The sequence below is a fragment of the Thomasclavelia spiroformis DSM 1552 genome (genome assembly GCF_025149465.1).
In the GTDB taxonomy this organism is placed as follows: Bacteria; Bacillota_I; Bacilli_A; order Erysipelotrichales; family Coprobacillaceae; genus Thomasclavelia; species Thomasclavelia spiroformis.
Map to the genome: position 1 here is coordinate 1,318,728 of NZ_CP102275.1, position 15,032 is coordinate 1,333,759.

At 30.8% G+C, this 15,032-nt stretch carries 16 protein-coding genes; all 16 read right to left on the bottom strand.

All coding sequences use genetic code 11. From position 1 onward, the window contains the following. Nucleotides 1-12: 12 nt before the first annotated feature. Nucleotides 13-1,092, bottom strand: a complete 1,080-nt coding sequence (locus tag NQ543_RS06145) for a M50 family metallopeptidase (RefSeq protein WP_004609735.1) — start codon at nucleotides 1,090-1,092, stop codon at nucleotides 13-15. After that, nucleotides 1,092-2,243, bottom strand: coding sequence for a 1-deoxy-D-xylulose-5-phosphate reductoisomerase (locus NQ543_RS06150; RefSeq protein WP_004609734.1), 1,152 nt, complete (start codon nucleotides 2,241-2,243; stop codon nucleotides 1,092-1,094). The genes NQ543_RS06145 and NQ543_RS06150 overlap by 1 nt, the downstream gene beginning before the upstream one ends. Before the next feature lies 1 nt (nucleotide 2,244). Next, nucleotides 2,245-3,027, bottom strand: coding sequence for a phosphatidate cytidylyltransferase (locus NQ543_RS06155; RefSeq protein ID WP_004609733.1), 783 nt, complete (start codon nucleotides 3,025-3,027; stop codon nucleotides 2,245-2,247). Continuing rightward, a complete protein-coding gene (locus tag NQ543_RS06160) occupies nucleotides 3,027-3,782 on the bottom strand; it encodes an isoprenyl transferase (RefSeq protein WP_004609732.1) in 756 nt (251 codons plus the stop codon). The genes NQ543_RS06155 and NQ543_RS06160 overlap by 1 nt, the downstream gene beginning before the upstream one ends. Nucleotides 3,783-3,869: 87 nt before the next feature. Then, nucleotides 3,870-4,415, bottom strand: a complete 546-nt coding sequence (gene frr / locus NQ543_RS06165; protein WP_004609731.1) for a ribosome recycling factor — start codon at nucleotides 4,413-4,415, stop codon at nucleotides 3,870-3,872. Nucleotides 4,416-4,417: 2 nt separating this feature from the next. After that, nucleotides 4,418-5,134 (bottom strand): UMP kinase, encoded by a 717-nt coding sequence (gene pyrH / locus NQ543_RS06170; RefSeq protein WP_004609730.1) that lies wholly within the window; start codon nucleotides 5,132-5,134, stop codon nucleotides 4,418-4,420. Between the two features lie 195 nt (nucleotides 5,135-5,329). Further along, a complete protein-coding gene (gene tsf, locus NQ543_RS06175; protein WP_004609729.1) occupies nucleotides 5,330-6,217 on the bottom strand; it encodes a translation elongation factor Ts in 888 nt (295 codons plus the stop codon). 67 nt (nucleotides 6,218-6,284) lie between these two features. Beyond that, nucleotides 6,285-7,148 carry a 30S ribosomal protein S2 gene (rpsB, locus tag NQ543_RS06180; protein WP_039904118.1) on the bottom strand — a complete coding sequence of 288 codons (864 nt, stop codon included), beginning with the start codon at nucleotides 7,146-7,148 and terminating at the stop codon, nucleotides 6,285-6,287. 150 nt (nucleotides 7,149-7,298) lie between these two features. Then, complete coding sequence (xerC, locus tag NQ543_RS06185; protein ID WP_004609727.1) at nucleotides 7,299-8,195, bottom strand: tyrosine recombinase XerC; 897 nt, start codon at nucleotides 8,193-8,195, stop codon at nucleotides 7,299-7,301. Further along, nucleotides 8,182-9,486: an FADH(2)-oxidizing methylenetetrahydrofolate--tRNA-(uracil(54)-C(5))-methyltransferase TrmFO gene (gene trmFO, locus NQ543_RS06190; RefSeq protein WP_004609726.1), complete on the bottom strand. Its 1,305-nt coding sequence runs from the start codon at nucleotides 9,484-9,486 to the stop codon at nucleotides 8,182-8,184. Before trmFO ends, xerC begins: the two co-directional genes overlap by 14 nt. A 61-nt stretch (nucleotides 9,487-9,547) precedes the next feature. After that, on the bottom strand, nucleotides 9,548-11,620 hold the full coding sequence (gene topA, locus NQ543_RS06195) for a type I DNA topoisomerase (protein ID WP_004609725.1): 2,073 nt from the start codon (nucleotides 11,618-11,620) through the stop codon (nucleotides 9,548-9,550). A 76-nt stretch (nucleotides 11,621-11,696) separates the two neighbouring features. Then, on the bottom strand, nucleotides 11,697-12,449 hold the full coding sequence (gene dprA / locus NQ543_RS06200) for a DNA-processing protein DprA (protein WP_039904116.1): 753 nt from the start codon (nucleotides 12,447-12,449) through the stop codon (nucleotides 11,697-11,699). A gap of 67 nt (nucleotides 12,450-12,516) precedes the next feature. Then, nucleotides 12,517-13,137, bottom strand: coding sequence for a ribonuclease HII (locus NQ543_RS06205; RefSeq protein WP_004609723.1), 621 nt, complete (start codon nucleotides 13,135-13,137; stop codon nucleotides 12,517-12,519). Next, nucleotides 13,124-13,990, bottom strand: a complete 867-nt coding sequence (ylqF, locus tag NQ543_RS06210; RefSeq protein WP_004609722.1) for a ribosome biogenesis GTPase YlqF — start codon at nucleotides 13,988-13,990, stop codon at nucleotides 13,124-13,126. The genes NQ543_RS06205 and ylqF overlap by 14 nt, the downstream gene beginning before the upstream one ends. 14 nt (nucleotides 13,991-14,004) lie before the next feature. Then, nucleotides 14,005-14,550, bottom strand: coding sequence for a signal peptidase I (lepB, locus tag NQ543_RS06215; protein ID WP_004609721.1), 546 nt, complete (start codon nucleotides 14,548-14,550; stop codon nucleotides 14,005-14,007). A 110-nt stretch (nucleotides 14,551-14,660) separates the two neighbouring features. After that, nucleotides 14,661-15,011, bottom strand: coding sequence for a 50S ribosomal protein L19 (rplS, locus tag NQ543_RS06220; protein ID WP_004609720.1), 351 nt, complete (start codon nucleotides 15,009-15,011; stop codon nucleotides 14,661-14,663). Nucleotides 15,012-15,032 lie beyond the last annotated feature (21 nt).

Sequence of the window (15,032 nt, forward strand, 5' to 3'; positions counted from 1 at the left end):
ATTAAATTCCCTTTAACCAAACATTCTTGAAATATCATTAATTGTAACATAAATCATTAAACCAAATACTAACACTAACCCAGCAACCTGAAGTAAATATTTAAGTTTAATCGGAATATCACGACCAATAATTTTTTCAACTACCGCAAACAATGTTTGACATCCATCTAACCCTGGAATTGGAAGTAAATTAAACATTCCAATATTAGTAGATAAAAGCGCCAATAGTATCAGCAATTGACTAATTGAACCAGTTTCCGTAATTTGTGATGTAACACTATAAATACCAGCAGGTCCAGATAATTGACCGATCGTATTAGCTGAATCTGTAATCAACTTACCTAAAGTTGTAAAAATCAATAATGACATTTCAACAAACTGATCCCAGCCATAATTAACTGCTTCAAAAAAACTTAATTGTCTAGTTGCCGCTGTAATTCCTATCATGTACGAATTACTATCCGCATTAAATTTAGCGTTAACATTCTTAGTTAAAACTTTACCATCTCGAATAACTTCTACTTTTAAATTAATTTGTTCGCTTTCAGACTTTATGTTTGAATTATCTAATATTTCTTGAATATCACTAAAAGACGCAATAATATTTTCTTCACCATCATATGTTATTTTTGAAATCACATCTCCGGCTTCTAATCCTGCCATCATCGCCGGACTATCATTACTAATAGTTCCGATTTCAGGAGTATTTGTTTGGACATTAATAAAACTATATACCCCAATCAAAATAACTAATGATAAAATGAAATTCATGAATACACCAGCTAGAAAAACAACGCATTTTTTCCAACAGCTAATTCCTTTAATTGTTCTTTCATATGGCACATCTTTAAATTCTTCAATATCATTATCAGCTTCACCTGCCATGCTTACAAAACCACCAATTGGTAAAGCTCTAATTTCATATTCAGTTTCACCAATTTTTTTAGAAAATAATTTAGGTCCCATTCCAATTGAAAACTCTGAACAATAAACACCAAAAAGTTTAGCAGTTACAAAATGACCTAATTCATGAACTAAAACTACAATTCCTAATATTAAAATAAAAACTATAATATTTATTAATGTCTGCATTAATCTTCTCCTATCTCATTTAATACAAAATTACGAGCCCAACTATCAATATCAATTAATTCATTTAAAGTAGGATTTTCAATTTTCTTATGGCAAGATAAAGCTTTTTCTACTAATTCTTCGATTTGTAAAAACTCAATCTTACCATTTCTAAATAACTCATTTGCTTGTTCATTAGCTCCATTTAAAACACACGGCATACTTCCACCATCATTTCCTGCTTGAAATGCAAGCTTCAAGGCTCTAAATCGTTCAAAGTCTGGTTTTTTAAATGTTAATGTCATGACTTTAGCCAAATCTAAACTTTCACTACCTACTAAAACATCACGATTTGGGTAAGTTAACGCATATTGAATTGGCAAACGCATATCTGGATTACCTAATTGTCCAATAATCGAATTATCAATAAATTCAACCATCGAATGAACAATACTTTCAGGATGAATCAATACTTCAATTTGATCATAATCAACATTAAATAACCATTTAGCCTCAATTACTTCTAAACCTTTATTAAATAATGTAGCACTATCAATTGTAATTTTAGCCCCCATTGACCAATTAGGATGATTCAATGCTTCTTGAACACTTACCCCTACAAGTTCTTCACGTTTTTTATCTCTAAAACTACCACCACTTGCAGTTAAAATGATTTTTTTAATTTGTTTACTATTTTCACCATTTAATGACTGAAAAATTGCTGAATGTTCACTATCTACCGGCAAAAGCTTTACACCATTTTCCTTTACTAGCTTAGTAATTATATGCCCAGCAACAACTAAAGTTTCCTTATTTGCTAGAGCAATATCTTTTTTAGCTTTAATTGCTTCAATTGTTGGTAAAAGACCAGCAAACCCAACAATTGCATTTAAAACAATATCAACTTCACTTAAAGTAGCAATTTTTATTAAACCATCATTCCCATAATAAATCTTTTTATCCGGATATTTTGTTTGTAAATAATTTGCATCTTCTTTTCTAACAACACAAATATATTCCACTTCAATTATCTTTAAAATTTCTTCTACTTTTTCAATATTATAACCTGCTGACATAGCTATAATTTTAAAACGTTCACGATGATTTTTTACAACATCAACAGTTTGCATACCTATTGAACCAGTAACACCTAATACTGTTATATACTTCATTTTATACCCTCACCATCACTAAAAAGAAACTTAATACTAATGCATTAAATAAAATACTATCAATTCGATCTAGTACACCACCATGTCCCGGAAGTAAATTAGAATAATCTTTAACTCCAAAATGACGTTTTATCGCACTAAATACTAAATCACCTACTTGACCAGTAATTGTTAAAACAAAACATGCAACAATCAAAACTCGATTAGTTTCAATTATACCTAAATAACTAGCATAAGCAACTGAAAGTATTGTTCCAAGTAAAATTCCACCAATTGACCCTTCAATTGTCTTTTTTGGTGAAAGTCGAGGAATCAATTTATGTTTTCCAATAGTTACCCCAGTAAAATAAGCACCTGTATCACTACCATATGTAGCTAATGCTAACAACAATAAATATTCAAAACCATAAATATCACGAAGAGCCATTAATGCATGTAAACCACTACAAATTAATACCCCCATCGTAAAAATATAACTAGTTCGTTCAATTGTTAAAGTATCATCAAAAATCGTTGCGGTAAAAAGAACAACTAAATAAAGTAAAATCCCATATGATGCTAAAAACAAATCATTTTGATCAAATAAAAATCCATAAACAAAAAACAAAGCTACCAATGGATAAATATATAATTTTACTTTCGGCCTTGTACAAATACGTAGCATTTCATAAACCGCTGCAATTAAGGCTACAGCAATAAATCCCTTAAAAAAATAACCACCAAGAATAACACATGGTAAAGCAACAGCAATTAAACAAATCGCAGTAATAATTCTTTGTTTCATTATTTCAATCCTCCAAAACGTCTATCACGATTTTGATATTGCCAAATTACTTTTAACAACTCATCATCATTAAAATCTGGCCAAAAAACATCAGTGAATACAAATTCTGCATATGCTAGTTGCCATAATAAAAAATTTGATAATCTTTGTTCCCCACTAGTTCGAACCATCAAATCAACATCCGGTAAATCACTAGTCATTAATTCACTTTCAAACAACTTTTCATTAATTTCATCAGCATCAATTTGTCCATCTTTAACTCTTTTTGCAAGCTTTTTACTTGCCCAAACGATCTCATCACGTCCACCATAAATAAAAGCAAAACATAATTTCAAGCCAGTATTATTTTTTGTTTGTTCAATAGCTTTGTTAATGATATCTTGCGTTTCTTTAGGTGCCATTTCAAGATGTCCAATCGTGCATATTTTAACATTGTTTTCCATTAATTCTTTCATATATGAATTAAAAAAATCTTTTGGTAATTTAAAAATATATTGTACTTCACTATCAGGACGAGCAAAATTTTCTGTTGAAAAAGCGTAAACTGTCATTGCTTCTACTTTTAATTCATTACATTTTAAAGCAATATCACGAATTGTTTTTGTTCCTTCATGGTGTCCATAAGTTCGTGGCATTTTTCTTTTCTTTGCCCAACGTCCATTTCCATCCATGATAAAAGCGATATGCTTTGGTATATTATCTAAATCTATATCATGATAATCTATTTCTTCAATTTTATTTTTCTTTAAAAACATTTGTCAACCTCCCGCTTAACTAATCGAGATTATACCATAAAAAAGCAATAAAAAAAAGATGCTAAAATAAGCTTAGCATCTTTGATATTATACTGTCATAATTTCTTTTTCTTTTACTTTAGCAATTTCATCAATTTCTTTAACAAATTTATCAGTTAATTTTTGAACTTTTTCTTGTCCAGCTTTAATTTCATCTTCACTTCCATCAACTTTTTTTATTTCATCATTACTATCACGACGGATATTACGAATTGAAACCTTAGCATTTTCAGCAAATTTCCATACCTGTTTAGCAAATTCTCTACGACGATCTTCTGTTAAAGCAGGAACCATGATACGGATAATTTCACCATCATTTTGAGGAGTTAATCCTAATTCAGCTTCATAGATTCCATGTTCAATATCTTTAATCACTGATTTATCATAAGGTTTGATTACTAATTGACGTCCTTCTACAACTGAAATACCTGCCATTTGATTAATTGGTGTAGGTGAACCATAATAGTTAACCATAACACGATCAAGCATCGCTGGATTAGCACGTCCAGTTCTAACAGTAGTTAAATCACGCTTAAAAGAGTCAATTGTTTTACCCATTCTTTCACTAGCTTCATCTAAAATCATATCAATCATTTTTATTTACCTCCAGAAATAGTTGTTCCAATCTTATCGCCATTACATGCCTTAGCAATATTACCATCTTTAGACATATTAAACACGCATAAATCAATATTATTGTCTTTACATAAAGTAATTGCAGTTTGATCCATAATCTTTAAATCTTTTTGTAAAACATCAAAATATGAAATCTCATCAAAACGTACTGCATTTGCATCAAGTTTAGGATCAGCAGAATATACACCATCAACACCATTTTTAGCCATCAAAATGACATCAGCATTAATTTCAGCCGCTCTTAAAGCCGCTGTTGTATCTGTTGTAAAAAAAGGACTACCAGTACCAGCACCAAAAATAACGATTCTACCCTTTTCTAAATGACGAATTGCACGTCTTCTAATATATGGTTCAGCCACTTGACGCATTTCAATTGCTGAAAGAACTCTAGTTGGAACCCCAATTGCTTCTAATGCATTTTGGACCGCTAACCCATTCATAACAGTTGCCAACATTCCCATATAATCAGCACTAGAACGATCCATTCCCATGTCTGCTCCAGTTTTACCGCGCCATATATTTCCACCACCACAGACAATTGCTATTTCAACACCCAAATCTTTAGCATCTTTAATTTGTCTAGCAATATCGGCAACAGTTTTAGCATTTATACCAATTTTGTCTTCTCCAGCTAAAGCTTCACCACTTAATTTTAATAACACTCGCTTATACTTCATAATTCTCTCCTTTTATATTTTTTAAGAGTCATGCATAATTTACATCAATTATTAGCAATGATGAATACATTATCTTTAAAAAATTTATCACATTTTTTTCTTTTAGTCAAGCGACACTCATTTCACAAAAAAGTCCCTTTGAAAGGCTATAAAGCGTATCAAAGGGATACTTTGTCCAATTATTAAATAATACAATTAAGCTTTCATTTGAGCAGCAACTTCTTCAGCAAAGTTTTCTTCTCTTTTTTCCATTCCTTCACCAACTTGGAATCTAACCATATTCAAAACTTTACCTTCACCCAAGAATTTAGCTACAGTTTCATCAGGATTTTTAATAAATTCTTGATCAACCAAGCACATTTCTTTTAAGTTTTTATTTAGTCTACCTTCAACCATTTTTTCAATAATATTTTCTGGTTTAGGTTTAGCTGCTTGAGCATTTTCTTCCATAGCTTGAGCTTTTAATACAGCTAATTCATGATCTAAAACATCTTGAGGGATAGCAGTTCTATCAATATATTGTGGATTTGAAGCAGCCACATGCATAGCAACATCACGAGCTTTTTCATCAGTAGAATTAGCAATTTTAACAATTGCAGTCATTTTTCCACCCATATGTGAATAAGCACCAAATACTTCACCATCTTCTTTAGTTAAAACTTCAAATCTTCTAAAGCTTAATTTTTCTCCGATTTTTCCACTAGCTTCAGCAATAACTGTTTCTAATTTTTTACCTTCTACTTCAGTATTTAATGCAGCTTCTAAATCTGCTGGTTTGCTTAATGCAACAGTTTTAGCGATTGTATTTACTAATGCTTGGAATTCAGCATTTTTTGCAACGAAGTCAGTTTCAGAGTTAACTTCAACGATTGCAGCAGTATCTCCATCAACTACAAATGTAGTTAAACCCTCAGCAGCGATACGATCAGCTTTTTTAGCAGCTTTTGCAATTCCTTTTTCTCTTAACCAGTCGAATGATTTTTCAATATCACCATCACAAGCTTCTAATGCTTTTTTACAATCCATCATCCCAGCACCAGTTTTTTCACGTAATTCTTTTACTAATTTTGCACTAATTGCCATTTTTATTTTCTCCTTTATCCTTCTTTATTTAAAAAGAGAAAGCTAAGCTTTCCCTTATTTTCCATAATTAATTTTCAGTTCCAGCTGTCTTTTCTTCTTTAGTTGCTTTTGGAGCATTATTTTTTCTTGGATTTGGTTTTCCAGCTTTATTTCTTGGAGCTCTTCTTTGGTTATTTTCAACTGAAGTGATAGCATCATTCATAGATACTTCTTTATCATCTTCATCTTTGATATATGCTACAGTTAATGGTTCATTTTTAGCTTCACAAATAGCATCCGCCATAGCTGCAACAATTAATTTAACAGCTCTAATTGCATCATCATTAGCTGGGATAACATAATCCACTTCATCTGGATCACAGTTAGTATCAACAATACCGAATACTGGGATACCTAAGATTCTAGCTTCAGCTACTGCATTATGTTCAGCTTTTGGATCAACTACAAATAAGGCATTTGGTAATCTTCTCATTTCTTTAATACCACCTAAGTTCTTTTCTAACTTAGCAGCTTCTTTTTTAAGTAAGATTACTTCTTTTTTAGGTAATAAATCAAAAGTTCCATCAGCTTCCATTTTTTCTAATTCAATTAATCTTTTAATTCTTTTTTGAATTGTTTTAAAGTTAGTTAAAGTTCCACCTAACCAACGAGAATTTACATAGAAACTTTCAGAACGAATTGCTTCTTCTTTTACTGCTTCTTGAGCTTGTTTTTTAGTACCAACAAATAATACTTTTCCACCTTTAGCAGCGATTTCATTCATAGCTTTATAAGCTTCGTCAATTTTTTTAGATGATTTTTGTAAATCGATAATATAAATTCCATTTCTTGCTGTAAAAATATATGGAGCCATTTTAGGATTCCATCTTTTTGTTTGATGTCCAAAGTGAACACCTACTTCTAATAATTTTTTCATTGAAATTACTGACATTGTAACTTCCTCCTTTTCGTTTTTTCCTCCATTATTTCGAACATTTATCACCGATAGGCACTAGATAAATGAATCCATAATGTGTGTATTTTTCATACCTTTTGAATTTTATCATAGTTTTTTCTATCATTCAAGAATTTTTTTACATTTTTAACTACGCGGATGTGTTTTCATATAAACCTTTTTCAAATGATTTTTACTAATATGTGTATATACTTGTGTTGTCGCTAAATTTTTATGTCCTAATAATTCCTGAACCGTACGAATATCAGCTCCGGCATTTAATAAATGCGTTGCAAACGAATGACGAATTGTATGAGGATGTATTTTTTTTGTAGCATCATATTTAAAAGTAACCCGGTCAACAATATTTTCAATTCCGCGATTAGTCAAAGGATTGCCAAGCTTATTAACAAAAATAAAATTATGGCCCGCATTTTTGATCATCAAATTATTTCTTGCTTCATCAATATATTTAACCAACCAATCACGAGCATATTCATGAAAAGGAACATAGCGATCTTTTCCACCTTTGCCATGAACAAGAACGACCATCTGATTAAAATCAATATCACTGATTTGTAAATTAGCCACTTCTGAACACCGTAATCCTGAAGCATACATCAATTCTAGCATTGCTTTATTTCTAATACCTAAATCATCTTTAGTTTCAATACTATCCAATAAGTCAATCATTTCTTCTTGAAAAAGAAAATCCGGATTACGCTGACCAACTTTTTGTGATTCAATTAATTTAAAAGGATTATCTTTGATAAACTCTTCTTTTAACAAATAATCAAAAAAACTTCTCAACGCGCTCAAACGATGATTAATACTAGATTTAGCTAAATTTTTATCATATAACTTAGTTAAGTATCCTCGTAACATCAAATAATCAACATCATTATAATCACTTATTCCCTCTTGCACTAAATAAACCTTAAAATGCATAATTTCACGACGATATGATGCAATTGTATTATTTGAATAATTGCGTTCATATTTTAAACAATCTAAATACTCATTAATTAATTTATCCAAGTTCATTTTCTACAATAAATTCTTTCATTGTATTAATCGCTCGCATAGCATATGCCTCTTTACGCTCTTTCTTTTTAATCCTAGTAGGAAAATCAGGTAAAATTCCAAAATTAGCTTTCATTGGTTGGAAATCATCTTTAGAAGCATTAGTTATATAATTAGCTAGTGCTCCCATAACTGTTTCTTTAGGAAAAACTAACAGCTCTTTACCCTCTAGTAATCTAGCCATATTAATCCCTGCCACAATCCCACTTTGAGCTGACTCAACATACCCTTCAACTCCAGTAATTTGTCCAGCCATAAAAATATTATTAGCAAGCTTTAATTGATATGTATTTAATAAATACTTTGGTGAGCAAATAAAACTATTTCGATGCATTACCCCATAACGAACAAAAGATGCATTTTCCAACCCAGGAATCATATGAATAATTCGTTTTTGTTCCGGCCACGTTAAATGAGTTTGAAAACCAACGATATTATACAAACTAGCTTGTACATTATCCTGACGTAATTGAACCACTGCAAATGGTCTTTTTCCCTCAGGTGTATTTAATCCCACCGGTTTCATTGGTCCAAATAGTAATGTTTGTTTGCCTCTTCGCGCCATTTCTTCAAAAGGCATACAACCTTCAAAAAACTTCTCTTCAAACTCTTTTGGTTTTACAACTTCAGCATTAATCAACGCATCATAAAAATCATTGAACTGTTCTTCGGTCATTGGACAATTAATATATTCATTATCACCTTTATCATATCTAGATTTATAATAAGCAATTTCAAAATCAATACTATCTTTAGTTACAATTGGTGCTGCTGCATCATAAAAATAAAAATAATCCTCACCTAATTTATCTTTAATTGCATTTGATAAACTATCACTTGTAAGCGGTCCTGAAGCAATGATTGTATAACCTTCAGGAAACTTTTTAACTTCTTCATTAATAACTTCAATCAACGGATGAGTTTTAATAAATTCTGTAATTGATTTCGAAAAATTCTCACGATCTACCGCTAATGCTCCACCCGCTGGAACCTGATGGATTCGAGCATATTTAATAACTATACTATCCAACATTTCCATTTCACATTTTAATACTCCAACCGCATTAGTCATCCCATCTGCCCTTAAAGAATTAGAACAAACTAATTCAGCAAAATTTTCACTATGATGTGCCGGTGTCATTTTCTTAGGACGCATTTCATATAAGCGTACCTTATAGCCACGTTTTGCCAGCTGATAACTAGCTTCAACTCCAGCTAATCCAGCACCAATTACATTTACTATTTTTTCCATCTTTATCACCTTTTTTACATTTTAACATTTATAAATTGAAAACAAAAGTAGAACAAATGTTCTACTTAATAATTGTCTTACATTTAGGATAATTTGAACAAGCTTTAAATTCCCCATAGCGTCCTTGTTTAATTACTACCGGAGAGCCACAATTAGGACAAACTTCATCTGTCATCACCGGTTCTTTTTTCTTGCTATTTTTAATATACTTACATTCCGGATAATTTGAACAAGCTTCAAAACGACCGAAGCGACCATTTTTAAAGACCATTTTACCTCCGCACTTAGGGCACTCTTCACCCGTATATTCTAATTCAACAGGATCTTTTTTAATATATTTACATTCCGGATAATTTTCACATGCTACAAACAATCCATAACGTCCGCGACGTTCAACTAAATCATGTCCACATTCAGGACATTTTTCACCAGTTTTTTTCGGTGCCACTACTTCCATTTTATCATATGCATCATCTAACAATGGTTGGAAAACATCCATAAAACTTTGCAAAGCACTTACATAATCATCTTCACCTTCAGCAATTTCATCTAATTCATGTTCCATTTTTGCTGTGTATTCAACATTAATAATATCATTAAAATACTGCGTTAAACGATCACTAGTTAAAATTCCTGTTTCTGTTGGCTTGAAAGCTTTATCAACTAATTCAACATAACCTCTAGTTTGAATTGTATCAATAATCATCGCATAAGTACTAGGACGTCCTATTCCAAGCTCTTCCATTTCTTTGATTAACTTAGCTTCACTATAACGAGCAGGTGGTTTAGTAAAGTGTTGTGTTTTTTCAACCTTTTTACTTTCCAACATTTCCTTTTCTTTAAGTTCTGGTAATAATTCATTATTTTGTTTTTCATATTCACCATAAACACGTAAATATCCATCAAATTTCATTACTGAACCAGTAACCTTAAATTCATAACCATTGTTCATTAATGATACCGAAGTAGCATCAAATTTTGCTGGTGCCATCAATGAAGCCATTGCTCGAGCATAAATCAACGAATACAATTTATATTCATCTGGTTTTAAAAATTTCTTTACACTTTCAGGTGTTCTTAAAGCGCTAGTTGGACGAATCCCCTCATGAGCATCTTGAACATTTTCTGTTTTTTTACTCACTTTTACCTTTCCAACATAGTCTTTACCATACTTTTCTTCAATATATTCATACGCACTTTTTACAAACACATCCGATAATCTCGTTGAATCAGTACGCATATAAGTAATCAAACCTACCGTTTCATCTTCTAAAGCAACACCTTCATATAGTTTTTGAGCAATCGACATTGTTTTTTTAGCTTTATATCCTAATTTTGAAGAGGCTTCTTGTTGCAAAGTTGAAGTAATAAATGGTAATTTTGACTCTCTTTTTTTAGTTGTCTTTTTAACATTAGCAACTTCAAACTCTTTATTTAAAGATTCATAGATTTGATTAGCTTCTTCACCATTTTTAATTTCTAATTTAACATTATTGTATTTAGCTAATTCACCAGTAAATTCAATTTCATCCTTTTCAAACTCAGCTTTTATTTTCCAATATTCTTGAGGAACAAAAGCTTCAATTTCACGTTCTTTTTCTACAATTAAACGCAATGCAACCGATTGAACTCGCCCAGCGCTTTTTGATTTAATTTTCTTTTGTAATAACTTTGATAATTTAAAACCAATAATTCGATCTAAAACTCTTCTTGTTTCTTGAGATTTTACTAAATTTTGATCAATCTTACGTGGATGTTGCAAAGCATTAACAACAGCATCTTTAGTAACCTCATTGAAGACCACACGATTTTCTTTATTCATATCAACATTTAACACTTGTGCTAAATGCCATGAAATCGCTTCCCCTTCACGATCGGGGTCAGTAGCTAAATATACTTCATCAGATTCTTTAACTAAATGTTTCAATTCTTTTACAACATCCTTTTTATCTTTGTTTATCACATATTTAGGTAAAAATTGATTTTCAACATCAACTCCTAATCCCTCTTTACCAGAAGTTGCCAAATCTCTTACATGTCCTTTTGAAGAAGTAACTATATAGTCACTTCCTAAATATTTTTCAATTGTTTTGGACTTGGATGGCGACTCAACTATAACTATTTTTTTGCTCATTTCATTTCCTCCACATAATTAACACCAATTATTAGTGTTTTTTGTTATTTTGTCAACCTAAAATTTAAAAAAACCTTTAATCATCAACAATATCACTAATATCCATAACTAATTTAGCTCCTTGTTGAATCAAACGATTACAACCTGAAGAATCATTAATTCTACTTGGAATACAGTAAATATCTTTCCCTTGTTCCAAAGCATGACCTACCGTAATCATCGTGCCACTACGTTCATTTGCTTCAGTTACTAATATAGATTCACTTAACCCAGAAATTATTCGATTTCTTCGTGGAAAATTAATTTTCTTAGGTACTAAATTTCCTGGATATTCACTAATAACCAACTGATTTACTTTCATTATTTCATAAATTGTTTTGTTTTTTAATGGATAACAATTATCAATTCCACTTCCAAGAACTGCAATCGTCTTTCCTAGTACATTCATTGCGCTTTGATGAGCCATAGCATCAATTCCTAAAGCCATTCCGCTTACAATCGTATAATTTTCCAACACTAATTTACTAACTATCGTCTTAGTTACTTCAATTCCATAATCACTAGGTTGGCGCATTCCGATAACTCCTATACATTTAGTGTTAACTAAATTTAAATCACCATAGTAAAACAACACAAATGGTGGGCAATTTATTTCTTTTAAAGCAGCTGGATAATCATCAGAAATTATTGTTGTATACTTAGATTTTAACTCCTTAAAAAGATGCCCCTTTAGATCATCGTCAATTTTTTCTTTACGTTCCAAAGCCTGATAGATTTTATCAAAATCACCGGCATATTTTAACGCAAAATATAATATAATTTCTTCCATCATTTAATCACCTCATTATCTTTTACAAATAAAAAAAGATAATTACTACAAAAATAAAAATGTCACTTTAAAAATCAAATGACATTTGTTTTTGCATTGCCTTTACAACTGGTGCAAAAGATTTTCGATGGATCGGGCAAGGTCCATATTTTTCAAGTGCTTCTTTATGCATTTTAGTAACATAACCTTTATGTTTATCAAAACCATATTCCGGATAAATTTTAGCATATTCTTCCATTAAATGATCTCTAGTTACTTTAGCTAATATACTCGCTGCTCCAATTGAAATACTCTTAGCATCTCCTTTAATAATTGCTTCATGATTAAAATAAGATAAAGGCATAGCATCACTTAAAGCAAACATTTTATCTCGCATTAAATTACTAATACATTTTTCCATTGCTTGCTTACTTGCTTGATAAACATTTAATTTATCCACATCTTCAACACTAACTATTTCAATATCATATGCAAGGGCATTTTCAACAATCAATCCATATAATTCTTCGCGTTTTTTATTTGAAAGCTGTTTAGAATCATTAATTCTTTCATCATAATAGCCTTTAGGAAAAATAACACCTGCCACTACTAACTCTCCAGCCATAGGTCCTCGTCCTGCTTCATCTAAGCCAATAATGTAGTCATATCCTAAATTATAATACTTATTTTCATATTCATAGCGCTTCATCTGGTTTCTCCCAAGTAATTTTACCAATATTACCATCAAAAATATCGTTAAAAAAGACTTCCATCACTCGATCATAATCAGTATATCCTCTTACTGGCTTTATTTTACGATTTTTAGCAATATCGTCATATACTTTTTCAATCCAATCACTTTCAAAATCAATTTCAATATCATATCGTTTTTTTACACTGTTAGGATATGTTTTTTCTAAATATTCGATTGCATAAATAAACAATTCATCTAGTGGTAAAATATCTTGTTTAATCGAACCAATTAATGCAATATTTCTAGCAATATTTATATCTTCAAAACGTGGCCACAATACTCCTGGAGTATCAAATAATTCAAAATCTTTATCAACTCGAATAATCTGTTGAGCCTTAGTCACTCCTGGGCGATTTCCAGTAACAGTCGCTTTGCGTTTAGCTAAACGATTGATAAACGTTGACTTCCCAACATTAGGAATACCTAAAATCATCGCCCGCATCGCACGAGATTTAAGTCCTCTTTTTGCTTCACGTTCCATCTTTTCTTTTAAAATTTCCTTACAGACATTTATTACTTGCTGATACTCATTAAAGTTTTTTAAATTCACACAAATCGCATGAAGATTTTTGCTTTTAAAATACTCAATCCAAAGTGCTGTAACTTTATCATCAGCTAAATCTTTTTTGGTCATAACAATTAATCTTGGTTTATTATTACAAATTTGATCAAACATTGGATTTTTAGAGGATAATGGTGCTCTTGCATCCACTAACTCCACAACAATATCAATCAACTTCATTTTCTCACTAATTTCACGGCGTGCTTTAGCCATATGCCCAGGAAACCATTGAATTTGTTTAGACATATTATCTTCCTCCGTTATTCTACAAATTTCATATTTTTTAAAGGAAAAATTACTATTCCTTTTTTACCAATTATATCACTGTACTTAAAAGTTCCCAATGTTCTAGAATCAGATGAACGCAAACGATTATCTCCTAAAACAAAAATTTCATCATTATCTAAAGTTATTTCAAAATCTTCAGTAAACAACTTAGCATTATATTTTTCCTTTGCCTCTTCAATATAATCTTTATCTAAATAATCCTCTACATAATATGTACCATTAATATATAATTTATCATCTTTAAAAACAATATTATCTCCAGGCAACCCAATTACTCTTTTAATAATATCTTGATTTAATTTATTAGACTTTAAAACAACAATATCAAAACGCTTAATATCACTTCTATTTAAATATAATTTATTTACAATCAAGGTATCTTTATCATGTAAAGTAGGATACATACTATCGCCCTGTATTTTTACTGGGACAACAATTTTAGTACAAACAGTAGCTGTAACTGCAACAATAATTACCAATTCTAATGAAAACCTAATCAATTCTTTTCTTTTTGCCATTACAAAGCCTCCTACGATATTCTATTATACAAAAAAAACATTTAAAAAGAAATGAAATAATTTCTTGTTTTAATTAAAACCAGTAAAAAAAAGAAATGGGAACCCATTTCTTATTTTCTAATTTCTTTAATTCTAGCAGCTTTACCAGATAATCCACGTAAATAGTGAAGTTTAGCACGACGTACTTTACCAATTTTAGCCACTTCAATACGATCAATAATTGGTGAATGAACTGGGAAAGTTCTTTCAACACCTACTTGATAAGAAATCTTTCTTACTGTAAATGTTTCAGAAATACCACTACCTTTTCTTGCAATACAAACCCCTTCAAATAACTGAACACGGAATTTGTCACCTTCTTTAATTTTTACATAAACTTTTAATGTATCCCCTGCTTTGAATTCAGGAATATCACTTCTTAATTGTTTTTTAGTAATTTGTTCTACTAATTGTAAATTCATTTCTTTTCTCCTTTATCAAAT